A 24,225-nucleotide genomic window follows, 5' to 3' on the forward strand; every position below is an offset into this window, starting at 1 on the left:
GCACGAACGCGCCCCAGCGGACGGCCTCTCGGAAGCCCGAGCTCAGGCTGTCGTAGACGACCGGAAAATAGCCCTGCTCGTGCAGGGCTTTTGCGGTGTGTGCGCCGATGTAGCCGGCTCCGCCCGTGACCAGCACGGCGGACTTAGATCCCCGATCCATGAGGTTCATAATTCACCGCCCGGAGAACCGTTCCAGCATCAAAAGCAAGGCGGTGGAACGATTTGCTGAAACCACGGCTTTAGTTTTCGGGCTGTGACGGGAAAGCCAGGGTGTATGCCTGAACTTGAGCTGTGGGGCGGTCACGAATGCACGGTGAACCGTGTGGGCGGCGCCTTCCACGACCAGACGATCCGCTCCGGCCACCAGCACCGTCCCGAGGACCTGGAGCGCTTCGCAGCGCTCGGCCTCAAGGCGCTGCGTTATCCGGTGCTGTGGGAGCGCGTAGCGCCGCAGCGGGACCGCTTCGACTGGAGCTGGACGGACGAGCGACTCCCCCGGATCCGTGACCTCGGGATGCGACCGATCGCGGGCCTGCTGCACCACGGCAGCGGCCCACGGTACACGAGCCTCGTGGACCAGGGCTTCGTCCCGGCCTTCGCCGCCTACGCCCGGGCCGCCGCCGAGCGGTACCCGTGGATCGAGGATTGGACGCCGGTCAACGAGCCGCTCACCACCGCCCGCTTCTCCGCCCTCTACGGCCACTGGTATCCGCACCTGGCCGACGAGCACATGTTCTGGGTCGCGCTGTTCAACCAGATCGACGCCACGCGGCTGGCCATGCGTGAGATCCGGCAGGTCAACTCCGCCGCCCGGCTGATCCAGACCGAGGATCTCGGGCGCACCTATTCCACCCGCGCGGTGAAGCACCAGGCGGACTTCGACAACGCCCGGCGCTGGATGACCTGGGACCTGCTGGCCGGCCGGGTCACGCCGGGCCACCTCCTGTGGGACCGGCTGGAGAGCTTCGGGTTCGGCGACCGGCTCCGGGCGATCGCAGACGATCCCTGCCCGCCGGACGTGGTCGGGGTGAATCACTACCTGACCTCCGACCGTTTCCTCGACCACCGGCTCGACGACTATCCGCCCGAGCGGCACGGCGGGAACCAGTACATGGCCTTCGCCGACGTGGAGGCGGTGCGGGTCGCCCTGCCGGCTCCCGGCGGACTCGAAGGCGTGCTCGACGAAGCCTGGACGCGCTACGGCCTGCCGCTGGCCGTCACCGAAACGCACAACGGCTGCACGCGCGAGGAGCAGGTGCGCTGGCTGCGCGAGGCCTGGGAGGCGGCGCACCGGCTGCGCGGCCGCGGCGTCGACCTGCGCGCGGTCACCGCCTGGGCGCTGCTCGGGACCTACGACTGGAACAGCCTGCTCACCCGCCACATCGGCCACTACGAGGTGGGAGCCTTCGACGTCCGGGCCGAGCCGCCGCGGCCGACCGCGCTCGCCGCCGAGCTGACGCGACTGGGTTCCGGCGCCGAAACGCCGCATCCCGCCACCCTCGGCCCCGGCTGGTGGCGACGTGACATCCGTATGGAGTTCCGGCCCGTGTTCCGCACCGTCGACTCTCCCGAGCCTCGCCCCGAGTGGCGCACCGGCCAGGCGCCGGCGCGGCCGCTGCTGATCGCCGGCGCCACCGGCACCCTGGGCAAGGCCCTGGCCCGGGCCTGCGAATGGCGCGGGATCGACTACCGCCTGACCGGCCGGGGCGAGCTGTCGCTCGCCGATCCGGACTCCATCGCCCGCGTGCTGGACGCCTGCGAGCCCTGGGGCGTGATCAACGCGGCCGGCTGGGTGCGGGTGGACGACGCGGAGGCCGAGACGGCCGCCTGCCTCGCCGCCAATGCGGAGGGCGCGATCCAGCTGGCCCGGGCCTGCCGCGATCGCGGCATTCCCTTCGTCGGCTTCTCCAGCGACCTGGTGTTCGACGGCCGCTCCGACCGGCCCTATGTGGAGAGCGACGCGCCGGCCCCGCTCAACGTCTATGGCCTCAGCAAGGCCCGGGCGGAGTGTGAGATCCTCGACCTCGGCGGGCGGCCCCTGATGGTCCGCACGGCGGCCTTCTTCTCCCCCTTCGATCCCTACAACTTCGCCGCCCATGTGCTGCGCACGCTGGCCGCGGACCAGGACTTCCACGCCGCCGACGACCTGGTGGTCTCGCCGACCTATGTGCCCGACCTGGTCGATGCGACCCTGGACCTGCTCATCGACGGCGAAACCGGCATCCGCCACCTGGCCAACGGCGGGGAAGTCTCGTGGGCGGAATTCGCCCGCCGCGTCGCCGCCGCGCTGAACCTGGATGCGCGCCGGGTCATCGGCCGCCCGGGGCGCAGCTTCGGCTGGCCCGCGCCGCGGCCCGCCTACGCCCCGCTGGGCACCGAACGCGGTCTCGTGATGCCGACGCTGGAGAACGCCATCGGGCGCTACGCCGCCATCGTCACCGAGGCGGAGTTCGCGGCCGAGGCCGAGGCCATGGTGGACGGCGCGCCGCCCGACCTGTTCATGCGCGCCGGCCGACGCCAGCCGCGCGAGGACGCCTAGCCTGAGCGGCTAGCCCAGCGGCTTCTGGTAGGTTGGGGCGTCGTCCTCGACCTCGAACAGTTCCTCCTCGTGCTCGGAGAGCAGGTCGTCGAGGGCGTCGATGACGGCGTCGAGCTGTTCCGGGGAGGCGGCGAATTCGTGCTTGGTCCCGGAATCGTCCTCCAGGGTCAGCAGGAAGTCCTCGTCGCGAACGTCGATCGCGAAGCGGGTGAGCTGTTTCATCGGGTGTCCCTCCGTTCAAGAGCTAAACCCGCAGGCCACGCCGAGGTTCAGCCCAGGGCGCGGGCGGCCTCGACCACGCGGCTGGCCTTGTCGCGCGTCTCCGCCACGGACTGGCCGGCCCTGTAGAGCTCGCCGCCAAGACCGAAGGCGCGCGCTCCCGCCGCCCACCATGCCTCCATGCTGTCGGGCCCGACGCCGCCCACCGCCCAGACCACCGCCTCCGGCGGCAGGACGGCCCGGAGCTGCTTCACGTGCGAGGGCCCGTAGGTCACCGCGGGGAACAGCTTCAGATGCCGCGCGCCCGCGTCGATGGCGGCGAAGGCCTCGCTCGCCGTGGCGAAGCCGGGCGCAGGCTCCAGGCCCAGTTCCACCGACCGGCGGATCACGGACGGCTGGGTGTTCGGCGAGATGACGATCCGCCCGCCGGCCCCCGCCACCGCCTCCACCCGCTCGGGCGTGAGCACGGTGCCGGCGCCCACGACCATCCGCACGCCGAACTCGGCGGCCAGCCTGCGGATGCTCTCGATCGGGTCGGGGGAATTCAGCGGCACCTCGACGCCGAACACCCCGGCCTCCAGCAGGACCGTGGCATGGTCCAGCACCTCGTCGGGCTTCACGCCGCGGACGATGGCCACCACCGGACAGTGGGCGAGCGCTTCGTCGAGGGTCATCGGGCCGCTCCCAGGCTGTAGAGGGCGAAGAGGCCGGCCACCGCCGCCGCCTCCCCGTCGAAGGTCTCATGCGCCACGCCGCGCCGGGCAAGCGCTCGGGAGTAGAGGCTGCAGAGCCTCTCGTCGCCCAGCAGGACCACCGGCTCGTGGGCAGCGATCCCGAGCAGGCGCGGCACGGCGGCGACCTCGGCCGCGATCAGCAGGCCCGACAGGTAGCTCGGCGTGCTTTCAGCGGACGCACCGCCGCCGACCACCCGCGAGCGGGCGGTGAACAGGCGTGCGGCCAGGGCGTCGCCCTCCCCCGCCGCCACGAGCCCCATCTCAAACGCCGGTATGTCATTCGCCGGGGCCTCGCTCTTCAGGACGCTGTGCTTGCCCAGGACCGCGAACAGCTCGCCGGTCATGGCGGTGACGAAGCGGACCAGCCGGCCGTCCTCCACCAGCATCCACTTGGCGTGGGTGCCGGGGTGGCAGATGACCCGCCGCCCTGAGCGCCGGTCCGGGTGCTCGGCAAGCCAGCCCATCAGCTGGGTCTCCTCCCCGCGCATCACGTCCGGCGCGCCGGCGAGGCCCTGGCTGCGCACGCCCGGGACGATGCGGGCCCAGGCGCCGTGCGCCTCCACCGGCGCCAGGCAGGCGGCGAGCTCATCGAGGCCTACGGGGCAGTCGGCGTAGGGCGCGACCGTCCAGCCGAGGTTGGAGCCGACCATGCCGCAGAGGATCGCCGGCAGCCCCTGGGCCCCGAACGCCGGCTGCACCTCCGCCTCGAAGCGCTTCGCCGCCTCGCCGGGCGCCAGCCGGGAGACGCCGAGGTCGAACTCCTTGTGCGCCACCACCTGCCCATCCGCGTCCAAGGTCCAGGCGCGCAGGTTCGTCGTTCCCCAGTCGCAGGCCAGGAGCGCCGGCTTGCCCATCAGTGGCTTTCCCGGGTGACCTCGCTGGAGGACTTGCCCACCAGGAAGTCGAGGTCGGCCCCACGGTCGGCCTGCATCACCGTGTCGATGTAGAGACGGTACCAGCCGCGCTGGAACTCGGAGGGCTTTCGCGCCGCCTCCCAGGCCTCGCGGCGGCGGCGCAGCTCGGCGTCGTCGACCAGCAGCTCGAGCGTGCGGTTCGGCCCGTCGAAGGCGATCTCGTCGCCGTTCCGCACCAGCGCCAGCGGTCCACCCGCCTCGGCTTCCGGCGAGACGTGCAGGATCACCGTGCCGTAGGCCGTACCGCTCATCCGCGCGTCGGAGATCCGCACCATGTCGCGCACCCCCTTCTGCAACAGCTTCGGCGGCAGGGCCATGTTGCCCACCTCCGGCATCCCGGGATAGCCGCGCGGCCCGCAGCCCTTGAGGACGAGGATCGACGTCTCGTCGACCTCCAGGTCCGGGTCGTCGATGCGGGCGTGGTAGTCCTCGATGTCCTCGAACACCACCGCGCGACCCCGGTGGGTGAGCAGCTCGGGCGAGGCGGCGCTGGGCTTCAGGATCGCCCCGTCGGGACACAGGTTGCCGCGCAGCACCCAGACGCCCGAGGACGGACCGATCGGGGCGTCGCGCGTGCCGATCACCTCGCGGTTCCAGACCTCGGCCGCGTCCGCGATCTCGCCCTGGCTGAGACCCGACACGGTGAGCGCCTCGCGCCGCAGCACCGGACCCAACTCGTTCATCACCGCCGGACAGCCGCCGGCGTAGCAGAAATCCTCCATCAGATAGCGGCCGGACGGCATCAGGTTCACCAGCAGCGGGACCTCCCGGCCGATGCGGTCGAAATCCTCCAGCGTCAGGTCCACCCCGACCCGGCCGGCGAGGGCCAGCAGGTGGACCACCGCATTGGTGGAGCCGCCGATCGCCGCGTGCATCAGGATGGCGTTCTCGAAGGCCTCCCGGGTCAGGATGTCCGACGGCTTCACGTCCTCCTTGACCAGCTGGACGATCCGGTTGCCGGTCAGATGGGCAAGAGTCTTGCGCCGGCTGTCCACGCCCGGCAGGGCCGCGTTGTTCGGCAAGCTGATGCCCAGGGCTTCGATGAGGCTGGCCATGGTCGAGGCCGTGCCCATGGTGTTGCAGACCCCGTGGCTGCGGCTCATGCCCGCCTCGGCGGAGAGGAAGTCTTTCAGGCTCATCTCGCCGGCCCGCACCGCCTCGGAGAAACGCCAGACGTCGGTGCCGGAGCCGATGTCCTTGCCCTGCCACTTGCCGTTCAGCATGGGGCCGGAGGAGACCACCATCGCCGGCAGGTCGACGCTCGCCGCGCCCATCAGCTGGCCGGGGGTGGTTTTGTCGCAGCCGCCCAGCAGCACCACCCCGTCGATGGGATTGGCGCGGATCGACTCCTCCACCTCCATGGCCAGCAGGTTGCGGAACAGCATGGCCGTCGGCCGCATCTGGGTCTCGGGCAGGCTCATGGCCGGGAACTCGATCGGCACGCCGCCGGCCTCCCAGACGCCGCGCTTCACGTACTCGGCGAGGTCGCGCAGGTGGAACTGGCAGGTGACCAGCTCCGACCAGGTGTTGCAGATGCCGATGATCGGGCGGCCGTCGAAGACGTGGTCGGGCAGGCCGGTGCCCTTGATCCAGCTGCGGTGGATGAACCCGTCCCGGTCAAGCTTTCCGTAGCTCTTCTGGCTGCGCAGCGGTTTGTCGGCCATGCGCCTGGACCCTCGATTTCCCCGGAGATGCCTCACCTTAACCCCTGAGCGGCGGGGTCGGTTCAGGCGTTTCACCGACGGTCGGGGGTGCGGCCGCTACGGCAGGGTAAAGGAGGCCGTCCCCTCGCAGACCTGCCCGGGCATGACGTCCTCGTAGAGCTGTAGGCGCTTCATCTTGCTGATGCCGCGGTCGAGGTAGCAGCCCACCAGGTAGACGCCTTCGCCGTTGAACGGGATGCGGAACCGCCAGGAGAGGTTCAGCGTCGCCTTCGGCTCGTGCCAGCCCAGCGCGATGATAATGCCCTGCTGGCCGGGGAACTGCGCCTCGCTCCAGATGGTGACTGGCTGCCCGTTCAGCGTCAGTTCGTCGAAGTGCGCGTCCGGGTAGGCAGGCCGGTGGCCGAGCACCAGCGACACATGGATGAGCTTCAGGTCCTCGTCGCGCGCCGAAAGTTCGTCCACTGAGCGTCCCCTGTCTGGAACGAGCAGCTAAGCTTGGCCTGCCGCGGGGCGCAAGTCGGGACGACGCCGTTATGCGGTCTACCCGGCGAACTCCGGCAGCGGCATCCCCGTCACCCCGGGCTCGAAGGCGAACAGGCCGCCCGCCAGGGGCTGCTCGGCCCTCTGCTGAGGGAACAGCTCGTCCCAGGCGCTGGTGACGTAGAGGGTGGAAAGGTCCGGGCCGCCGAAGGCGCAGCTGGTCGGCTGTTCCACGGGCACCCGCACGATGCGGTCGATGCGCCCGTCGGGGGCGTAGCGGACGATCCGCCAGGCGCCCCACTGGGCGTTCCACAGGTAGCCCTCGGCGTCGATGGCCGAGCCATCAGGCGATCCGGCCTCGCCGCGGGTGTGGGCGAACTCGCGGACCTGGTCCAGCCGGTCCACGTCGTGCGCGAACAGGGTCTGCAGCTTCGAGTCGGCCATGTAGAGCGTCCGGCCGTCCGCGCTGACCGAAATGGTGTTGGGGATGTGGATCCCCGTCAGCACCCGCACCGTCTTCATGTCCGGGCCGGTGCGGAACACGGCGCCCGGCCGCTTCCCGCCATCGTCGTCCATGGTGCTCCACCAGAACCGACCCTGAGGGTCGATCTTGCCATCGTTGGTGCGGAAGCCCGGGCCAAGGTCGTAGGGTTGGACGATCGCGAGGGTCCCGGCATGCGGGTCACAGACCGCCAGGCCCTTCTCGGTGGCCAGGAGCAGCCCGCCTTTGGCCCTTGGGGCTGCGGCGCTAGCGCGCACCGGCAGGGCGAACGACCCACGCGCATCGGTGGAGGGCTCGTACCAGGACAACCTCAGGCCCTTGATGTCGAACCAGTACAGACGGCCTTCCCGCGCCGCCCAGACGGGCCCTTCTCCAAGCTGATCAGAGGCTTGCACCACACAGCGCACGTCCAAGGCCTACTCCTGCGGTCAAGGCGTCCGCGAATCGTGTGAAGGTTCCGCGAACACTGTTGTCTATCGACTGCGACATCCTGACGTCCGCGTTTGGCTTACGTTCAGAGTCTGGGGTCTACTATCTTAGACGACAGAATCGGGAGGGGATCCCACAGATGTCGTTGTCCAGTTATTCCGACGTTTTCTCTATCAGCCACGAGCGCGAGTACGAGGAGGATATCCAGGCGGGCGACCTCGTCCGGACCGGTCCGAACCTCTTCCCGCACTTCGAGGTGGTCGCCGTCCACGGCGACAAGGCCTGGGTGCGCAACGTCGTGAACGGCGCTGACCATCTGGCGCTCCTCTCGCGCTGCCGCAAGATCAACGGCCAGCCGCTCGCGGAAGCCGCCGAATAGGCCTTCCCTCCGCCGGAGCCTCGGCGGAAAATACTGAACCCAGCGTGCGCCCCGGAGTTCTACCGGCTTCGGGGCGCCGCCATTTAAGCGCGGCAGTTCGGAGGAACTCGCCATCTCCGCCTTCATGTTCGCCACCGGGATCGAGAACAGCATCCCGAAGATCAAGAACGGCCGCGTGCGCGTGGACCAGATGGAGTCCTGCGGCCATTACCGGCACTGGCGCAAGGACTTCGACCTGGTCGAGGAGCTGGGCCTCCGGTTCCTCCGCTACGGGCCGCCGCTGCACACCAGCCTGCTCGGCCCGGACAAGTACGACTGGGAGTTCTCCGACGTCACCTTCGCCGAGCTGAAGCGGCGGGACATCGTGCCGATCGTCGACCTCTGCCATTTCGGCGTGCCCGATTGGATCGGCGACTTCCAGAACCCGGACTTCCCCGAGGTGTTCGCCCGCTACTCGGCGGCCTTCGCCCGGCGCTTCCCGTGGGTGCAGCTCTACACCCCGGTCAACGAGATGTTCATCTGCGCCCAGTTCTCCGGCAAGTACGGCTGGTGGAACGAGCAGGGCACGACGGACCTGACCTTCGTCACCGCGCTCAAGCACATCGTGAAGGCGAACGTGCGGGCCATGCAGGAGATCCTGAAGGTCCGGCCCGACGCCATCTTCATCCAGAGCGAGTCCTCGGAGTACTTCCACGCCGAGAACCCGGCGGCCATCAAGCCGGCCGAGATCGAGAACTCCCGGCGCTTCCTGTCACTGGACCTGAACTACGGGCACCGGGTGGACTCGGAGATGTACGAGTACCTGCTCGACAACGGCATGACCCGCGAGGAGTACCACTTCTTCCTCGGCAACGCCCTGCACCACCACTGCATCCTGGGCAACGACTACTACTGGACCAACGAGCACCGCGTGGCCGCCGACGGCTCCAGCCGGGCCTCTGGCGAGATCTTCGGCTACAACGAGATCACCCGGCAGTACTACAACCGCTACCGCCTGCCGGTGATGCACACCGAGACCAACATCGCCGAGGGTCCCAACGGCGACGAGGCGGTGAACTGGCTGTGGAAGGAGTGGGCCAACGTGCTGCGCGTGCGCAACGATGGCGTGCCGACCGTGGGCTTCACCTGGTACTCGCTTACCGACCAGATCGACTGGGACACCGGCCTGCGCGAGGACAACGGCCGGGTCCATCCGGTTGGCCTCTATGACCTCAACCGCGAGATCCGCCCCGTGGGCCGCTCCTACAAGCAGCTGATCGCCGACTGGGGCGAGGTGCTGCCGACCCAGAGCGTCTGCCTGTCGGTGCCGATCGTGATGCCGTCCGAATACGAGGAGCCGGCCGCCGAGCGCCACCGGCAGGAGGCCCGCCACCTGCGCGCGGTGGAGCTGACCGTCGGCGAGAGCGGCTAGGCCGTGTCCGGGGGGCTCCGGATCGGCGGCGCGCCGCTCGTCACCCTGCGGGCGCGGGACCTGCCGCCCGAGGGCCCCGCCTTCACGGAAGCCCAGGTCCTGCCCGGCCGCGGCATGATGCTGCTGCAGGCGCGGCTGCGGATGCCCGACGGCCGCATCGTCGACGGCCTCTTCGCCCCAGAGCCGGAGGACGCCGCCCGGGAGCTTTCCGGCGGCCCCGACGACTTCGCCGGAAACCGCGCCTTCGCCTTCGGCGGCTGCCTGCTCGCCCCCTACGCCAATCGCATCCGCGGACGGGCGCTGGCGGACTCGCGCGAGATCGAGACGGTGGTCGACGGCCGCGCGGTGCGCCTGCCGCGCAACTGGGGCGGCAAGGCCCCGGGCGCCGAGCAGTACGCCATGCACGGCCTGATCCTCGACGCCTGTGTCCCGTTCGAGGCCTCCGAGGACGCCGTGACCGGCCGCCTGGACGCCGGTGACTTCGGCGGCCGCTGGCCCGGACAGCTGCAGCTCGAGATCGCCTGGGCCCTGCGCGGCGGCGCGCTCCTCCTCTACGTCACCGCGCGGAACACCGGCTCCGAGCCCCTGCCCCTGGGCCTCGGCTGGCATCCCTACTTCCAGCTGCCCAGCGGCGACCGCGCCCAGGCCCGCCTGCGCCTGCCGGCGCGCCTGCGCTGCGAGAACAACGACTATGACGAGGTGCTTCCCACCGGACGGCTGCTGCCCGTGGCGGGGACGCCCTACGACTTCAATGGCGGAGCGGCGCTGGGCGACCTCTATCTGGACGACTGCTTCACCGATCTCGTGCGGCAGGAAGGCCAGACGGTGGTCGAGGTGCTGGATCCCGCCGCCGGGATCGGCCTGCGTATCGCCTCCCCGACACCGGAGGTGAAGGCCGTGCAGATCTATGCGCCGCCGGACAAGCCGTTCGTGGTGGTGGAGCCGCAATTCAACCTTGCCGAGCCCTTCGCGGCCATCTGGCCGCCCGGGACGGACACCGGAATGGCCCGGCTTTCGCCCGGCGCAACCCTCGCCTACGAGGTCCGCCTCGCGGTCTTCGCCTTAGGAACCTGAGTTAGGTCGAGGGGTTACGAGGAGCCGACGACGAGGGCTCCATGGAACGTGCGCAACGACCGGCCGAGCCGAAAGGCACGGCCGACATCATCGATTTCGAAGAGGCCCTGCTCGACGCCTGTCCGGCGGAGCTGCGGGCCGATCTCCTGACCGAAGCCTCCATGCTGGCCGACGCCTTCGCGCCCGAGGGCCGGGCCGAACAGCTCGAGGCCATGGCCACCGCCCTCTCCTCCGGAGAGCGTGACGCGGAGATGGGTCGGACGCGGGCCCGCCGGCTCGCCGCGGCCCTGCGCCGCCTGGCGCGGACCTGACCTACTCGGCCGCCGCCGCGCCCTCGCGCTGCTTCTTGCGCCGCCCGGGCTTGTCGAGGAGCTTGCGCAGCTTCGCCGCCAGCAGCGCCGTCTCGTAGGGCTTGTCGAGCAGCGGGAACTCGGCGTTCTCGATGACCGCCCCCTCGCCCACGAAGCCCGAGGTGAGGAGCACGCGCAGGTCCGGACGGATTTCCCGCGACGTCCGCGCGAGGCTGACCCCGCTGACCCCGCCCGGCATCACCACGTCCGTGAACAGCAGGTCGATCTTGGCGTCGGAGTGGACGACTTCCAGCGCCTCGGCGGCGTTGGTGGCGGTCGTCACGTCGTAGCCCAGGCCGGTCAGCATATCGAGGGTGAGCGCCAGGACCGTGGGATCGTCCTCGACCAGCAGGATCTTCTCGTCGCCGCCCTCGATGGTCTTGGCGCGCTCGGCCGGCTTCACGACCTCCGCCGGAGTCGACGACGCCGGCAGCAGGAGGCTGAAGGTCGTGCCCTTGCCGGGCGTGCTCTCCAGGCGGACCTCGCCCTCGGACTGCTGAACGAAACCGTACACCTGCGAGAGGCCCAGGCCCGAGCCCTTGCCCACCTCCTTGGTGGTGAAGAAGGGCTCGAAGACGCGGTCGCGGACGTCCTGCGACATGCCCACGCCCGTGTCGGTGACCTCGACGCCGATGCGCTCACCGTCCCGGCGGGTGGCGATCTCCAGCAAGCCGCCGTCCGGCATGGCGTCGCGGGCGTTGACCGCCAGGTTGAGCAGCGCCGTCTCCAGCTGCGTCGGGTCGACGTGCGCGCAGAGCATCTCCTCGGCGAACTTGAGGTCCACCGTCACGGCTTCGCCCACGGCCTGGCGCAGCAGCGGCGCGAAGTCGTGGATCAGGGCGTTCACGTCGATGGTCACCGGCGTCAGGTGCTGGCGGCGCGAGAAGGCCAGGAGCTGGCGGGTGAGGTCGCGGCCGCGCTCGGCGGCCTGGCGGATGGCCTCGATCCGGCGCGTTCGGCGGGCCTCGTCCTCGGCCTTGCGGGCCATGATGTCGACGTTGCCCAGGACGACCGTCAGCAGGTTGTTGAAGTCGTGCGCCACGCCGCCGGTGAGCTGGCCCACGGCTTCCATCTTGCGGGCCTGGGCGAGCTGCTCCTCCAGGCTGTGGCGGTCCGTGGCGTCCAGCATGACGCCGAAGATCTCCCGCGGCTCGCCGTCGACGCTGGGCGCGATCACGCCCTGATCCTGCAGCACCTTGTACTGGCCGTCGGCGCACAGCCAGCGGAACTCCACCGAATAGCGGCCGGTCTTCACCGCCCGGCCGATGGAGTCCACGACCCGGTCCAGGTCGTCGGGGTGGATGCGGCTGGAGCCGAACTCCGCCTCCTCCACGAATCGCGACGCCGGGAAACCGGTGATGTCCTTGATCGACTCCGACACGAACTGCGGGGCGAACGGCGGCTCGATGCTGCGCGAGGTGAAGACGATCGGCAGGGACTGCAGGATCGCCTCCTGCCGCGCCTCGGTGCGCCTGAGCGCCTTCTCCGTCTGGGCCTTCTCCGCCTTCACCCGCGCGTGCTCGTCGAGCAGCCACTGCTGGTAGGCGGACTGCCGCTTCACCTCCTCGGTCTTGAGATAGAGGTCCGTCAGGACCGTCACCTTGGACTTCAGGATGAAGGGGTCCACGGGCTTGAAGACCACGTCCACCGCCCCGGCCGAATAGGCCTGGAAGACGTGGGCCTCGTCCCGGAAGATCGCCGTCAGGAAGACGATCGGGGTGTCCTTGGTCCGCTTGCGCGTGCGGATCAGCTCGGCCGTCTCGTACCCGTCCATGCCCGGCATGTGCAGGTCGAGCAGGATGAGCGCAAAATCCTCGGTGAGCAGGCGCCGCAGCGCCTCCTCGCCCGACCGGGCGACCACCAGCTCATGGCCCAGCCCCTCAAGCGCCTGCACGGCGGCGAACGCGTTGCGCTCGTCGTCGTCGACGATGAGGATCCGGGCCGTGAGCGGCGTCTCCAGGTCGGGCGGCGCCGGAGGCTCCGCCCGCCAGGCTCGCGTCACGACGCTGGCGGGTGAGACTCGGGTCACGTCAGCTCGCTTGCGGCATCAGGGACACCACCGTGTCGCTGGCCAGCTTCATGGCGTCCGCCCGCTGGATCGACACCCGCAGGACCGAGACCAGGTGGTCGATGTCCACGGGCTTGGAGACATAGTCGGACGCGCCGGCCTGGATGCACTTCTGGCGGTCGCCCTTCATGGCCTTCGCCGTCACCGCCACGATAGGCAGGTCGGCCAGGTGCTGCCTGGCGCGGATTTCGCGGATCGTCTCGTAGCCGTCCATGTCCGGCATCATGATGTCCACAAGAACCACGTCCACATCGGGCTTCGCGTCCAGCACCTCAAGCCCCGCGCGGCCGCTTTCCGCATAGCTGAGCTCTATCCCATACTCCTCGAGGGCCGACGCCAGCGAGAAGATGTTGCGGATGTCGTCGTCGATGACGACGACCTTGCGGCCGGCGAGCACGGCGTCGTCGTGCTTGCTCTGGCTGAGCTTGGCCTTCGCCGGGGCGGACATCCGCTCCAGCGGCTCGTGCAGCAGCAGGCTTGCCTGGTCGATCAGCTGGTCAGGCGTGCGGGCGAGGCGGACAAGGCCGCCGAAGACCGCAAGCCGGAGCCTGCGATCATCTTCGGGCTCCAGCTCTTCGGGCGCATAGACCACCGCGGGCACCATCCGGCCGTCGCTCTGCTTGAGCTGCTCGACCATCTCCGGGATCGCCGTGGCCTGGGCCTCGATCATCAGGCCGTCCGGGCGGTCGGCCGCCGGCCGCGCCAGGACCGAGGCGAGGTCGTCCACCACCTCCACCTGAGTGAAGCACTGACGCAGGAGCTCGGCGGCCTCGCCGTCGGAGCCCACAAGCACGATCCGGCGCTCCGCCTTGTCGACGAAGCTCTTTACGCCCTGCAGGGTCGAGACCACCACCTCGCGCTCCACCGGCTTGTGGGTAAAGCCGAAGGCGCCCATCGACAGCCCAAGGCCCTTCTGGTCGTCGGCCGAGATGACGTGCACCGGGATGTGCCGGGTCTCGGGCGTCCGCTTCAGGAGGTCGAGCAGGGCCAGGCCGTCCATGTCGGGCAGGCCGATGTCGAGCATGATCGCGTCAGGCCCGAACCGGCGCGCCAGCGACGGCGCCGCCCCGCCCTCGCCGGTGACCACGCCCTTGAAGCCGGACTCGTGGACCAGGCTGAGCAGGATCGAGGCGAACCGCGGGTCGTCCTCGACGATCAGCACCACGCTGTCGCCCGACGAGATGCTGTCGCGATCGTCCGCCACGGCTTCCACCGGCTCGTCGGAGAAGGCCGACGGCAGCATCATCGGCCGCGCCAGGGTCGGCGTGGTCGAAGCCGGCCGCGCGCTGGGCTGGGCCGGGCTGAAGTTCAGCGGCAGGTAGAGGGTGAAGGTCGAGCCCTTGCCGGGCTTCGACTCCACCTTCAGCTCACCGCCCAGCAGGCGGGTGATGTCGCGGCTGATCGAGAGGCCGAGGCCCGTGCCGCCGTACTTGCGGCTGGTGGTCCCGTCGGCCTGCTGGAAGGCCTCGAAGATGATCCGCTGCTTGTCGTCGGGGATCCCGATGCCGGAATCCTCCACCTGGAAGGCCAGCACCTGGCCCGCGGTGTTGAGGTGGTCGTTGATCGGGCTCCAGCCGCCGTGGGCGCGGGAGACCTTCAGCTTCACATGGCCATGCTCGGTGAACTTGAAGGCGTTCGAGAGCAGGTTCTTGATGATCTGCTGCAGCCGCTTGTCGTCCGTGTACATCGACCGCGGCAGCGCCGGGTCGAGCTCCACCTGGAAGTCGAGCTTCTTGTCGAGGGCGACCTGGCTGAACGTCCGGTCCACCTGATCCCGCAGGCTGGCGAAGGACATCTCGCCGATGTCGAGGGTGACGGTGCCGGATTCGATCTTCGACAGGTCGAGGATGTCGTTGATCAGACCCAGCAGGTCGGTGCCCGCATCGTGGATGTTGCGGGCGAACTCGACCTGCTTCTCCGTCAGGTTGCCCGCGGCGTTGTCGGCCAGGAGCTTGGAGAGGATCAGCAGGCTGTTCAGCGGCGTCCGCAGCTCGTGGCTCATGTTGGCCAGGAACTCGGACTTGTACTTCGACGTGAGGGCCAGCTGCTCGGCCTTGTCCTCCAGCGCGATCTTCGCCTGCTCCACCTCGCGGTTCTTGGCTTCCACCTGCTGGTTCTGGATCGACAGCAGGTGCGCCTTCTCCTGGAGCTCGGCGTTGGTCTGCTGCAGCTCCTCCTGCTTGGTGCGGAGCAGTTCCTCCGACTGGCGGAGCGACGCGGCCTGCTGTTCCAGCCGGTCGTTTGTCTTCTTCAGCTCTTCCTGCTGGGCCTGCAGCTCCGAGGTCAGGAGCTGGGACTGCTTCAGCAGGCCCTCGGTCCGCATGTTGGCGGCGATGGTGTTGAGCACGATGCCGATGGATTCCATCAGCTGGTCGAGGAACTGCTGCTGGGTCTCGTTGAACTCGCCGAAGGTGGCCAGCTCGATCACCGCCTTCACCTCGCCTTCGAACAGGGCGGGCAGGACGATGATGTTGGCCGGCGGCGCCTCGCCGAGGCCCGACGAGATCTGGACGTAGTCCTTGGGCACGTTGGTCAGCAGGATGCGCGACTTCTCGTAGGCGCACTGGCCGATCAGGCCCTCCCGCAGCTTGAACTGGCTGGCCAGGTGCTTGCGGTTGTTGAAGGCGTAGGAGGCCGCCAGGTTCAGCACCATCTGGCCCTCGTCGTCACGGTCGGTGACGTAGAAGACCGCGTGCTGGGCGTTGATCAGCGGCGCCAGTTCCGAGAGCACCAGGTTCGACACGGTGGACAGGTCGCGCTCGCCCTGCAGCATCCGGGTGAACCGGGCCAGGTTGGTCTTCAGCCAGTCCTGCTCGGTGTTCTTCAACGTCTGATCCTTCAGGTTCCGGATCATCTCGTTGATGTTGTTCTTCAGCTCTTCCACCTCGCCCGACGCCTCGACGGTGATCGACCGGGTCAGGTCGCCCTTCGTCACGGCGGTGGACACCTCGGCGATGGCGCGCACCTGGGTGGTCAGGTTGGCGGCCAGTTCGTTCACGTTGTCGGTCAGGTCGCGCCACAGCCCGGCGGCGCCGGGCACCCGGGCCTGGCCGCCGAGCTTGCCTTCGGAGCCCACCTCGCGGGCCACGTTGGTCACCTGGTCGGCGAAGGTGGCGAGCGTCTCGATCATCCCGTTGATGGTGTCGGCGAGCGCGGCGATTTCGCCCTTGGCGTCCAGGGTCAGCTTCCGCTTCAGGTCGCCCATGGCCACCGAGGTCACGACGTCGGCGATGTTCCGCACCTGACCCGTCAGGTTGGCGGCCATCATGTTCACGTTGTCGGTGAGATCCTTCCAGGTGCCGGCGACGCCGGGCACCTGCGCCTGGCCGCCCAGCTTGCCCTCGGTGCCCACTTCCCGCGCCACCCGGGTCACTTCCGAGGCGAACGAGTTCAGCTGGTCCACCATGGTGTTGATGGTGTTCTTCAGCTCCAGGATCTCCCCGCGCACGTCCACGGTGATCTTCTTGGAGAGGTCGCCCTTGGCCACGGCGGTGGTCACGTCGGCGATGTTACGGACCTGGCCGGTCAGGTTGGCGGCCATCAGGTTCACGTTGTCGGTGAGGTCCTTCCAGGTGCCGGCGACGCCCTTCACCTGGGCCTGACCGCCGAGCTTGCCTTCCGTACCCACTTCCCGCGCCACCCGGGTCACTTCCGAGGCGAACGAGTTCAGCTGGTCCACCATGGTGTTGATGGTGTTCTTCAGCTCGAGGATCTCGCCCCGCACGTCCACGGTGATCTTCTTGGAGAGGTCGCCCATGGCCACGGCGGTGGTCACCTCGGCGATGTTACGGACCTGGCCGGTCAGGTTGGCGGCCATGAAGTTAACGTTGTCGGTGAGGTCCTTCCAGGTGCCGGCGACACCCTTCACCTGGGCCTGACCGCCGAGCTTGCCTTCCGTACCCACTTCCCGCGCCACCCGGGTCACTTCGCTCGCGAAGGCGTTCAGCTGGTCCACCATGGTGTTGATGGTGTTCTTCAGCTCGAGGATCTCGCCCTTCACGTCCACGGTGATCTTCTTGGACAGGTCGCCGTTGGCCACGGCGGTGGTCACCTCGGCGATGTTCCGCACCTGACCCGTCAGGTTGGCGGCCATCAGGTTCACGTTGTCGGTGAGGTCCTTCCAGGTGCCGGCGACGCCCTTCACCTGGGCCTGGCCGCCGAGCTTGCCTTCCGTACCGACTTCCCGCGCCACGCGCGTCACTTCCGAGCTGAACGAGTTCAGCTGGTCCACCATGGTGTTGATCACGTCCTTGATCTGCAGGATCTCGCCCTGCACGTTCACGGTGATCTTCTGCGTCAGGTCGCCGTTGGCGATGGCGGTGGCCACCTTCGACACGTCCCGCAGCTGGACGGTCAGGTTGCCGGCCATAAGGTTCACGTTGTCGGTGAGGTCCTTCCAGGTGCCGGCGACGCCCTTCACCTGGGCCTGGCCGCCGAGCTTGCCTTCCGTACCCACTTCCCGCGCCACGCGGGTCACTTCCGAAGCGAAGCCGTTCAGCTGGTCCACCATGGTGTTGATGGTGTTCTTCAGCTCGAGGATCTCGCCCTTCACGTCCACGGTGATCTTCTTGGAGAGGTCGCCGTTGGCCACGGCGGTGGTCACCTCGGCGATGTTCCGCACCTGACCCGTCAGGTTGGCGGCCATGAAGTTCACGTTGTCGGTGAGGTCCTTCCAGGCGCCGGTCACGCCTTCCACTCGGGCCTGGCCGCCCAGCTTGCCCTCGGTGCCCACTTCCCGCGCCACCCGGGTCACTTCCGAGGCGAAGGCGTTCAGCTGGTCCACCATGGTGTTGATGGTGTTCTTCAGCTCGAGGATCTCCCCGCGCACGTCCACGGTGATCTTCTTTGAGAGGTCGCCCTTGGCCACGGCGGTGGTCACCTCGGCGATGTTCCGCACCTGGCCGGTCAGGTTGGCGGCCATCAGGTTCACGTTGTCGGTGAGGTCCTTCCAGGTGCCGGCGACGCCCTTCACCTGGGCCTGACCGCCCAGCTTGCCTTCCGTACCCACTTCCCGCGCCACCCGGGTCACTTCGCTCGCGAAGGCGTTCAGCTGGTCCACCATGGTGTTGATGGTGTTCTTCAGCTCGAGCACCTCGCCCTTCACGTCCACGGTGATCTTGCGGCTCAAGTCGCCGTTGGCCACGGCGGTGGTCACCTCGGCGATGTTCCGCACCTGGCCGGTCAGGTTGGCGGCCATGAAGTTCACGTTGTCGGTGAGGTCCTTCCAGGTGCCGGCGACGCCGCGCACCTGCGCCTGGCCGCCCAGCTTGCCCTCGGTGCCCACTTCCCGCGCCACCCGGGTCACTTCCGAGGCGAAGGAGCCCAGCTGGCCCACCATGGTGTTCACGACCCGGCCGATCCGGAGGAACTCGCCGCGCAGCGGCCGGTCCTCGTTCTCAAGGTCCATGGTCTGGGAAAGGTCCCCCTTGGCCACCGCGCCGATCACGCGGGCCATTTCGGCGGTCGGGTGGACCATGTCGGCGATCAGGGTGTTCACCGCCTCGACGGAGGCGGCCCAGGACCCCTGCGCGGCCGGCAGCCGGGCGCGGTGGTTGATCTTGCCCTGGCGGCCCACGGTCTCGCCGAGCCGCTCGAACTCCTTGGTCATGCGGTCGTTGAGCTCGACCACGTCGTTGAAGGCCTCGGCGATCTCGCCCGCGGCCCCCGTCAGGCCCCGCGGCAGCCGAACCGAGAAGTCACCGCGCCGGAACGCCCGCAGGACGGACAGAAGCTCCGCGGTGTCCAGCTCGCTGCCGCCGCGCGGGCTGCGCGCCTTGGCGCTGGCTTTGGCTGACGGCTTCGCAGGCTTCGGCGAGGCGGTGACGGATGCGGCCATGGTTCCCCCGGGAACGAACGTGTGGTGCGGTCGCAGGGGACATGCGTTGCGGCCGACCCCGACCACAAGACACACCCCCGCCCTGACGGACGAACGGGCGAACTTGCGGTCCGGTTCCAGCTTTGCTGCAAAAATTTTGTGGACGGTATCTGAGGCGCAAGCCACGGGGGCGCCACGGGCCCTAAGTCCACAGGGTGGCGCAAAACGCAAGCCAGATCAACAGCTAAGCTGCTGTCTCCGGCCGGCCGCCCGCAACACGCCCGCGTCTGGGATCCGCCGTAGAAAGATGATCCCGCGCGCCGCCGGAAAGCCCGCGACGGCGGCCGCGCGGCGGCTGGCCGGAACCGGCTGCAGGGGCTGCCGTTTGGGGCAAGGGGCGCACCGCCCTTCCAGCCCCTGAGCCCCTGACGCATGTCGCACGCCTATGACGCCGCCGCCTTCGAGCCCCCGCCCGAGGCGGAAGCCTTCTACGCCGAAAGCCTGAAGCTGCTGACCGAGTCCGGCATCCCCTTCCTGCTGTCCGGGACCTATGCGGTCACCGCCTACACTGGCATCGTCCGGCCCACGAAGGACCTCGACGTATTCTGCAAGGCCGGCGACTACCCGAAGATCCTCGCCTTCTTCCAGGAGCGCGGCTACCGCACCGACGTCGAGGACGAGCGCTGGATCGCCAAGGTCTGGCAGGACAACCACTTCTTCGACGTGATCTTCGCCATGTCGAACGGCACCGCGCCGATCACCGACGAGTGGTTCGAGGGCAACGACACCATCTGCGTCTACGGCACGGAGGCGAAGATCACCCCGCCGACCGAGCTGATCCTGTCGAAGATGTTCATCCAGGACCGCTACCGCTACGACGGCGCGGACGTCGCGCACGTCATCCTGCGCGCCTCCGACCGGATCGATTGGCAGCGCCTGCTCCGCTACATGGAGCCCTACTGGGAGGTGCTGCTCACCCACCTCCTGAATTTCCGTTTCATCTATCCGACCGAGCGCGACACCATCCCCACCTGGGTGATGGAGGAGCTCACCAGCCGGCTGCACGCCCAGGTGGGCCTGCCCGCGGCGCGGGTGAAGGTCTGCCGCGGGCGGCTGTTCAGCCCGCGCGACTACGTCACCGACATCACCGAATGGGGCTTCGCCGATGTGGTCGGCAAGGGCCTGGAGGAGCGGCATGAGCCTATCGCCTGATCCGGAAACCGCGCCCGGGGGACCGTCGAACGGCCACCTGAGGCTCGCCGCGATCGGCGACCTGCACGTGGGCGAGAACCATCCCCACCCCTACCGGGACCTGTTCAGCCGCATCAGCCAGGAGGCCGACGTGCTCGCCCTGTGCGGCGATCTCACCAACTTCGGCAAGACGCCGGAGGCGGAGATCCTCGCCGAGGACCTGCAGGCCCTGTCGATCCCGGTGGTCGGCGTGCTCGGCAACCACGACTTCGAGTGCGGCCAGCCGCAGGAGGTCGCGCGCATCCTGCACGAGGCCGGGGTCAAGCTGCTGGACGGGGAGGCCTACGAGATCGACGGCGTCGGCTTCGCCGGCTGCAAGGGCTTCATCGGCGGCTACGGCCGCTACATGCTGAGCGCCTTCGGCGAGCCGGAGATCAAGGCCTTCGTCCAGGCCTCGGTGGACGAGAACCTCAAGCTCGAAAGCTCGCTGCGGATGCTGCGCACCGAGCGGACCGTGGTGGTGCTCCACTACTCGCCGGTCCAGGACACGGTGATGGGCGAGCCGCCGGAGATCTTCCCCTTCCTGGGCTCGGCGCGCATGGGCGAGACCATCGACCGCTTCGACGGCGTGAAATGCGTGCTGCACGGCCATGCCCACCGCGGCGCCTACGAAGGCCGAACGCCGCGGGGCACGCCGGTCTACAACGTCGCCAAGCCGGTGCTGAACCGCGACCTCGGCATCGAGTACGCCCTCTTCGACGTCTAGGGCCGGTCCTTCAGCTCCTCGTCGAGCTCCTTCAGGACCGCCTCGGGCGCCACCTCGCGGGTGATCTCCTCGAGCTCAGGCGGCGGGACGCCTTCGACGCCCACCTTTTCGGCGATGGCGCCCACGAGTTTCGCGAGCTGGGTGATCTCGTATTCGGCCAGCAGGTTGATCTGCAGGTCCAGCGCCGCACGCTTCTCGGCCAGCGCCGCGATGCGGTTCTGGCTGATCAGCACGAAGGTGGAGAGGAAGATCGCCTCCACCGACGCCACCGTCGCCAGGATCACGAAGGTGCGGTCGAAGCGCGGCACGCCCGGGACGAAGCCCAGGTTCACCGCCACCCAGACCGCCACCAGGGCCACGTGCAGGTAGACGAAGGTCAGCGAGCCGGTGAAGCCGGTGATGCTCGACGCCAGCCGCTCGCCCCAGGTGGCCTCCGCCGCCTCGCGCTCGCGCTCGCCCCGCATCGCCTCGATGTTCCGGCGGAGCACCGCGGCCATGTCCTGCTGCGGCTTGTCGGTGAGGTGGCGCATGTCGTCCATGCCCGCCGAACCCGTGGGCGGCCGGCTCGTTCCGGCCGCCCTGTCGGAACCTTCGCCGTGGTGCGCCGGTTGAGGTCGCGAGGGAAGCCAGACGATGAAGCTCGTGATCTTCGGCCTGACGGTGAGCTCATCGTGGGGCAACGGACACGCCACCCTGTGGCGCGGCCTGATCCGGGCCCTGGCCGGCCGCGGCGCGCAGGTCGTCTTCTTCGAGCGCGACGTCCCCTACTACGCCCGCCACCGCGACCTTCCCGCCCTGCCCCAGGGCGAGCTGGTGCTCTACGCCGACTGGGCCGACGTCGCCGAGCGGGCCCGGGCCGAGACGGCCTCGGCCGACGCGGTGATGGTCACCTCCTACTGCCCGGACGGCCGGGCCGCGGCGCGGCTGGCCACGGAGCACGGGCGGCGCTCGGTCTTCTACGACATGGACACGCCGGTGACGCTCGCCAGGCTGGCGGCCGGCGAGACGGTGGACTACCTGCCGGCGGAGGGGCTCGGCGGCTTCGACCTCGTGCTCAGCTACACCGGCGGCGAGGCCCTGATCCGGCTGGAGCACGACCTTGGCGCGCGGCGCGCGCTTCCGCTCTACGGGCACGTCGATCCCAACCACCACAGGCCGGGCGCGCCCGATCCCCGGTACGCCTGCGACCTGTCCTACCTCGGCACCTACGCGGCCGATCGGCAGCCGGCGGTGAACGCCCTGTTCGCCGAGCCCGCCCGGCTGCGTCCGCGCCAGCGCTTCCTGCTGGGCGGGTCAGGCTACGACGACGCCTTCCCCTGGAGCTCCAACATCTACTTCCTGGATCATGTAGCGCCGCCGGAGCACGCCGCCTTCTTCGCCTCCTCCCGGCTCACCCTGAACGTCACGCGGCGCGACATGGCCCAGATGGGCTACTGCCCGTCCGGCCGATTGTTCGAGGCCGCGGCCTGCGGCTGTCCCATCCTCACCGACACGTGGGAGGGCCTGGACCTGTTCTTCGAGCCGGGCCGGGAGATCCTGACGGCGACAGATACCCAGGGCGCGCTCGCCGCCTTGGATCTCGACCCGGGCGACCTGGCCGCCATCGCAAGGGCGGCGCGGGCGCGGACGCTGGACGAGCACACCAGCGATCACCGCGCCGCCGAGCTCCTGCGGATGCTGGAGGCCTCCCCCGCGCCGCCGCGCGACCTCGAGGAGGCCTGACCGCCATGTGGGGGATCATCCCGGCCGCCGGACAGGGCACGCGGATCCAGCCGCTGGCCTTCTCCAAGGAGCTCCTGCCGGTGGGCGTACGCCGCGACGGCGGAACGGAGCGGCCACGGGCGGTGAGCGAATACCTGCTGGAGCGCCTGGCGCTCGGCGGCGCGACCAAGGTCTGCCTGGTGATCAGCCCGCACAAGGCCGACATCCTGCGCTACTACGGCGACCGGGTGGACGGGGTGGATATCGCCTATGTGGTGCAGCCGCGCGCCGCGGGGCTGTGCGACGCCCTCTTCCGCGCCTGCCCGCTGGTCGGCCCCGACGAGCCGGTGGCCGTGGGCCTACCCGACACCATCTGGTTCCCGGAGGACGGCCTGGCGCGCCTGCCCGACGACCGCTTCTCCTTCCTCACCTTCCCGGTGGACCAGCCGCAGCACTTCGACGCCGTGGTGGCCGGGCCGGACGGCCGCATCTCCCAGATCCAGGTGAAGGCGCCGGAACCCGCCTCGCGGTGGATCTGGGGGGCGTTCAAGATGCCGGGCCGGACCTTCCACGAGCTTCATGCGCTGTGGCGCGAGCGCGACCGCGAGGACGAGTACCTCGGCACCCTGGTGAACGCCTGGATCGCCCGCGGCGGCGAGGCCTGGAACGCGCCGCTCGGCACGGGCTACGTCGATGTCGGCACCCTGCACGGCTACCGCGAGGCCCTGACGCTGCTGGGCGCGCTGGAGCCTACAGGCCGGCCCTGATCCGCAGCTGGCGCCCGGCGCGCCAGGCCAGCCAGGCGGCGGGGATCATTCCCAGGCCCGCGAAGACGATCGGCGCATGCGGGCTGATCTCGGAGAACATCAAGCCTGCGATCACCGGGCCGGCGACCCGCGCCGCTGAGCCCGCGGCGTTGTTGGCGCCCAGGATCGCACCCTGCCGCCCCGGCGAGGCGGCGCGGGAGATCAGGGCGCTGGTCGCCGGCTGGCTCAGGGTGTGCCCGGTCACCGCTGCAGTCATCGCCACGACGCACAGCCAGATGAACGGCGACACCGCCTGGACCAGCAGGAAGCCGCCCGTCAGCAGGAGCCCCGCCGTGATGGTGGTCACCTCCCCGATCCGGCGCACCACGATGCCGGAGAAGACGCTCTGGCTGAGCGCGGCCGCGACGCCGGTGACACCCATGACGAAGCCGATCTCCTTCGGCCCCCAGCCGAACCGCGCCTCGCCCCACAGGCCGAACACCGACCACATCGCCGAAAAGGCGGTGAAGCCCATGAAGGTCATGGCCAGCAGCCGGCGCAGGACCGGATCGGCCCAGGCCTCGGAGAGCGCCGCCAGGGGACCCGGCCGGCCGAAGTTGCGCCCTTCGCTCCGCAGGCTCTCGCGCACGAACAGCAGCACGCCGACCGTCGCCAGCACGCAGAGACCGGCGGCGACCAGTAGCGGGGGCCGGAAGCCGGCGGCGCCGAGCTCCGGCTGCGCCAGCACGCCGCCCAGCCAGGGCCCCACGACGAAACCGATCCCGAACGCCCCGCCGACGAGGCCGAGACGTCCCGCCAGCCGCTCCGGCGGCGTCACGTCAACGATGTAGCCCTGGATCGCCGAGATGTTGCCGCTGAAGAATCCCGCCAGCCCGCGGACCAGCACCGCGATCCAGATGTTCGGAGCGAAAGCGAGCGCCACGTAGCCGCCCGCCGACGCCAGGATGGTGATCAGCAGGACGGGCCGCCGGCCGATCCGGTCGGAGAGCCGTCCCCAGGTGAGCTCGCCCAGGAAGCCGCCCGCCGAGAAGGCCGCGAACATCAGGGTGACCTGCCAGGGCGCGGCGTCGAAGACGCTGGCGTAGAACGGCAGCAGCGGGATGACGACGCCGAAGCCGATCAGGCTGACGAACACCAGGAGCAGCAGGACCGGCACCGCCAGGCGGGCGTCGGGCGGCGCGGAGGATCGTCGCGGAGGCATGAGAGCGAGTACCGCCGGGCG

General features: G+C 69.4%; 20 protein-coding genes. 9 read left to right on the forward strand and 11 right to left on the reverse strand.

All coding sequences use genetic code 11. The annotated features are described in order from the left end of the window. The coding region (locus VM685_RS00740) for an NAD-dependent epimerase/dehydratase family protein (protein WP_414693330.1) at positions 1 to 169 on the reverse strand (169 nt) is incomplete at its 3' end. Between the two features lie 105 nt (positions 170 to 274). Between VM685_RS00740 and VM685_RS00745 the strand changes: the two genes are divergently transcribed. Further along, positions 275 to 2,539, forward strand: coding sequence for a family 1 glycosylhydrolase (locus VM685_RS00745; protein WP_325458191.1), 2,265 nt, complete (start codon positions 275 to 277; stop codon positions 2,537 to 2,539). 9 nt (positions 2,540 to 2,548) lie between these two features. Here VM685_RS00745 and VM685_RS00750 read toward each other — a convergent pair whose 3' ends face one another. The 6 genes from VM685_RS00750 to VM685_RS00775 form a co-directional block, all read right to left on the reverse strand. Beyond that, a complete protein-coding gene (locus tag VM685_RS00750) occupies positions 2,549 to 2,761 on the reverse strand; it encodes a hypothetical protein (protein ID WP_325458192.1) in 213 nt (70 codons plus the stop codon). 47 nt (positions 2,762 to 2,808) lie between these two features. Beyond that, complete coding sequence (locus VM685_RS00755; protein WP_325458193.1) at positions 2,809 to 3,432, reverse strand: 2-dehydro-3-deoxy-6-phosphogalactonate aldolase; 624 nt, start codon at positions 3,430 to 3,432, stop codon at positions 2,809 to 2,811. After that, on the reverse strand, positions 3,429 to 4,346 hold the full coding sequence (locus VM685_RS00760; RefSeq protein WP_325458194.1) for a 2-dehydro-3-deoxygalactonokinase: 918 nt from the start codon (positions 4,344 to 4,346) through the stop codon (positions 3,429 to 3,431). Before VM685_RS00760 ends, VM685_RS00755 begins: the two co-directional genes overlap by 4 nt. Further along, complete coding sequence (locus VM685_RS00765) at positions 4,346 to 6,070, reverse strand: IlvD/Edd family dehydratase (protein WP_325458195.1); 1,725 nt, start codon at positions 6,068 to 6,070, stop codon at positions 4,346 to 4,348. Before VM685_RS00765 ends, VM685_RS00760 begins: the two co-directional genes overlap by 1 nt. A 96-nt stretch (positions 6,071 to 6,166) precedes the next feature. Next, complete coding sequence (locus tag VM685_RS00770; RefSeq protein WP_325458196.1) at positions 6,167 to 6,532, reverse strand: hypothetical protein; 366 nt, start codon at positions 6,530 to 6,532, stop codon at positions 6,167 to 6,169. A gap of 78 nt (positions 6,533 to 6,610) precedes the next feature. Continuing rightward, positions 6,611 to 7,447, reverse strand: coding sequence for an SMP-30/gluconolactonase/LRE family protein (locus VM685_RS00775; protein WP_325458197.1), 837 nt, complete (start codon positions 7,445 to 7,447; stop codon positions 6,611 to 6,613). A 173-nt stretch (positions 7,448 to 7,620) separates the two neighbouring features. Between VM685_RS00775 and VM685_RS00780 the strand changes: the two genes are divergently transcribed. The 4 genes from VM685_RS00780 to VM685_RS00795 all read left to right on the forward strand — a co-directional run bounded on the left by VM685_RS00780 (position 7,621) and on the right by VM685_RS00795 (position 10,656). Next, positions 7,621 to 7,860: a hypothetical protein gene (locus VM685_RS00780; protein ID WP_325458198.1), complete on the forward strand. Its 240-nt coding sequence runs from the start codon at positions 7,621 to 7,623 to the stop codon at positions 7,858 to 7,860. A gap of 124 nt (positions 7,861 to 7,984) precedes the next feature. Further along, positions 7,985 to 9,271: a family 1 glycosylhydrolase gene (locus tag VM685_RS00785; protein ID WP_325458199.1), complete on the forward strand. Its 1,287-nt coding sequence runs from the start codon at positions 7,985 to 7,987 to the stop codon at positions 9,269 to 9,271. A 3-nt stretch (positions 9,272 to 9,274) separates the two neighbouring features. Next, positions 9,275 to 10,345: an aldose 1-epimerase gene (locus tag VM685_RS00790; protein ID WP_325458200.1), complete on the forward strand. Its 1,071-nt coding sequence runs from the start codon at positions 9,275 to 9,277 to the stop codon at positions 10,343 to 10,345. A gap of 41 nt (positions 10,346 to 10,386) precedes the next feature. Further along, entirely contained in the window at positions 10,387 to 10,656 is a 270-nt protein-coding gene (locus tag VM685_RS00795) for a hypothetical protein (protein ID WP_325458201.1), read from the forward strand. Between the two features lies 1 nt (position 10,657). Here VM685_RS00795 and VM685_RS00800 read toward each other — a convergent pair whose 3' ends face one another. Both VM685_RS00800 and VM685_RS00805 read right to left on the reverse strand, forming a co-directional pair. Then, positions 10,658 to 12,724, reverse strand: a complete 2,067-nt coding sequence (locus tag VM685_RS00800; protein WP_325458202.1) for a response regulator — start codon at positions 12,722 to 12,724, stop codon at positions 10,658 to 10,660. A 1-nt stretch (position 12,725) separates the two neighbouring features. Beyond that, a complete protein-coding gene (locus VM685_RS00805) occupies positions 12,726 to 18,599 on the reverse strand; it encodes a HAMP domain-containing protein (RefSeq protein WP_325458203.1) in 5,874 nt (1,957 codons plus the stop codon). 411 nt (positions 18,600 to 19,010) lie between these two features. Between VM685_RS00805 and VM685_RS00810 the strand changes: the two genes are divergently transcribed. Continuing rightward, positions 19,011 to 19,790: a hypothetical protein gene (locus VM685_RS00810; RefSeq protein WP_325458204.1), complete on the forward strand. Its 780-nt coding sequence runs from the start codon at positions 19,011 to 19,013 to the stop codon at positions 19,788 to 19,790. Next, positions 19,774 to 20,535 carry a metallophosphoesterase family protein gene (locus VM685_RS00815; protein WP_325458205.1) on the forward strand — a complete coding sequence of 254 codons (762 nt, stop codon included), beginning with the start codon at positions 19,774 to 19,776 and terminating at the stop codon, positions 20,533 to 20,535. Before VM685_RS00810 ends, VM685_RS00815 begins: the two co-directional genes overlap by 17 nt. On the opposite strand, the gene VM685_RS00820 is transcribed toward VM685_RS00815, so the two are convergent. Beyond that, complete coding sequence (locus VM685_RS00820; RefSeq protein WP_325458206.1) at positions 20,532 to 21,074, reverse strand: DUF1003 domain-containing protein; 543 nt, start codon at positions 21,072 to 21,074, stop codon at positions 20,532 to 20,534. The genes VM685_RS00815 and VM685_RS00820 overlap by 4 nt on opposite strands. Before the next feature lie 94 nt (positions 21,075 to 21,168). Here VM685_RS00820 and VM685_RS00825 point away from each other — a divergent pair, with 94 nt between their 5' ends. Further along, complete coding sequence (locus VM685_RS00825) at positions 21,169 to 22,257, forward strand: CgeB family protein (RefSeq protein ID WP_325458207.1); 1,089 nt, start codon at positions 21,169 to 21,171, stop codon at positions 22,255 to 22,257. 5 nt (positions 22,258 to 22,262) lie between these two features. Beyond that, on the forward strand, positions 22,263 to 23,003 hold the full coding sequence (locus VM685_RS00830) for a nucleotidyltransferase family protein (protein ID WP_325458208.1): 741 nt from the start codon (positions 22,263 to 22,265) through the stop codon (positions 23,001 to 23,003). Here the strand turns inward: VM685_RS00830 and VM685_RS00835 are convergent. Beyond that, positions 22,987 to 24,204 carry an MFS transporter gene (locus tag VM685_RS00835; protein ID WP_325458209.1) on the reverse strand — a complete coding sequence of 406 codons (1,218 nt, stop codon included), beginning with the start codon at positions 24,202 to 24,204 and terminating at the stop codon, positions 22,987 to 22,989. The two genes, VM685_RS00830 and VM685_RS00835, sit on opposite strands and share 17 nt — an antisense overlap. Positions 24,205 to 24,225 lie beyond the last annotated feature (21 nt).

This window comes from Phenylobacterium sp. (genome assembly GCF_035539035.1).
Taxonomy (GTDB): domain Bacteria; phylum Pseudomonadota; class Alphaproteobacteria; order Caulobacterales; family Caulobacteraceae; genus Phenylobacterium.

Excerpts from the sequence above, each read along its gene's own strand:
- VM685_RS00820 (WP_325458206.1), bottom strand. The coding sequence starts at position 21,074 with ATGGACGACATGCGCCACCTCACCGACAAGCCGCAGCAGGACATGGCC.
- VM685_RS00810 (WP_325458204.1), top strand. The coding sequence starts at position 19,011 with ATGTCGCACGCCTATGACGCCGCCGCCTTCGAGCCCCCGCCCGAGGCG.
- VM685_RS00835 (WP_325458209.1), bottom strand. The coding sequence starts at position 24,204 with ATGCCTCCGCGACGATCCTCCGCGCCGCCCGACGCCCGCCTGGCGGTG.
- VM685_RS00795 (WP_325458201.1), top strand. The coding sequence starts at position 10,387 with ATGGAACGTGCGCAACGACCGGCCGAGCCGAAAGGCACGGCCGACATC.
- VM685_RS00780 (WP_325458198.1), top strand. The coding sequence starts at position 7,621 with ATGTCGTTGTCCAGTTATTCCGACGTTTTCTCTATCAGCCACGAGCGC.
- VM685_RS00815 (WP_325458205.1), top strand. The coding sequence starts at position 19,774 with ATGAGCCTATCGCCTGATCCGGAAACCGCGCCCGGGGGACCGTCGAAC.
- VM685_RS00785 (WP_325458199.1), top strand. The coding sequence starts at position 7,985 with ATGTTCGCCACCGGGATCGAGAACAGCATCCCGAAGATCAAGAACGGC.
- VM685_RS00825 (WP_325458207.1), top strand. The coding sequence starts at position 21,169 with ATGAAGCTCGTGATCTTCGGCCTGACGGTGAGCTCATCGTGGGGCAAC.
- VM685_RS00745 (WP_325458191.1), top strand. The coding sequence starts at position 275 with ATGCCTGAACTTGAGCTGTGGGGCGGTCACGAATGCACGGTGAACCGT.
- VM685_RS00750 (WP_325458192.1), bottom strand. The coding sequence starts at position 2,761 with ATGAAACAGCTCACCCGCTTCGCGATCGACGTTCGCGACGAGGACTTC.
- VM685_RS00830 (WP_325458208.1), top strand. The coding sequence starts at position 22,263 with ATGTGGGGGATCATCCCGGCCGCCGGACAGGGCACGCGGATCCAGCCG.
- VM685_RS00760 (WP_325458194.1), bottom strand. The coding sequence starts at position 4,346 with ATGGGCAAGCCGGCGCTCCTGGCCTGCGACTGGGGAACGACGAACCTG.
- VM685_RS00805 (WP_325458203.1), bottom strand. The coding sequence starts at position 18,599 with ATGGCCGCATCCGTCACCGCCTCGCCGAAGCCTGCGAAGCCGTCAGCC.
- VM685_RS00765 (WP_325458195.1), bottom strand. The coding sequence starts at position 6,070 with ATGGCCGACAAACCGCTGCGCAGCCAGAAGAGCTACGGAAAGCTTGAC.
- VM685_RS00755 (WP_325458193.1), bottom strand. The coding sequence starts at position 3,432 with ATGACCCTCGACGAAGCGCTCGCCCACTGTCCGGTGGTGGCCATCGTC.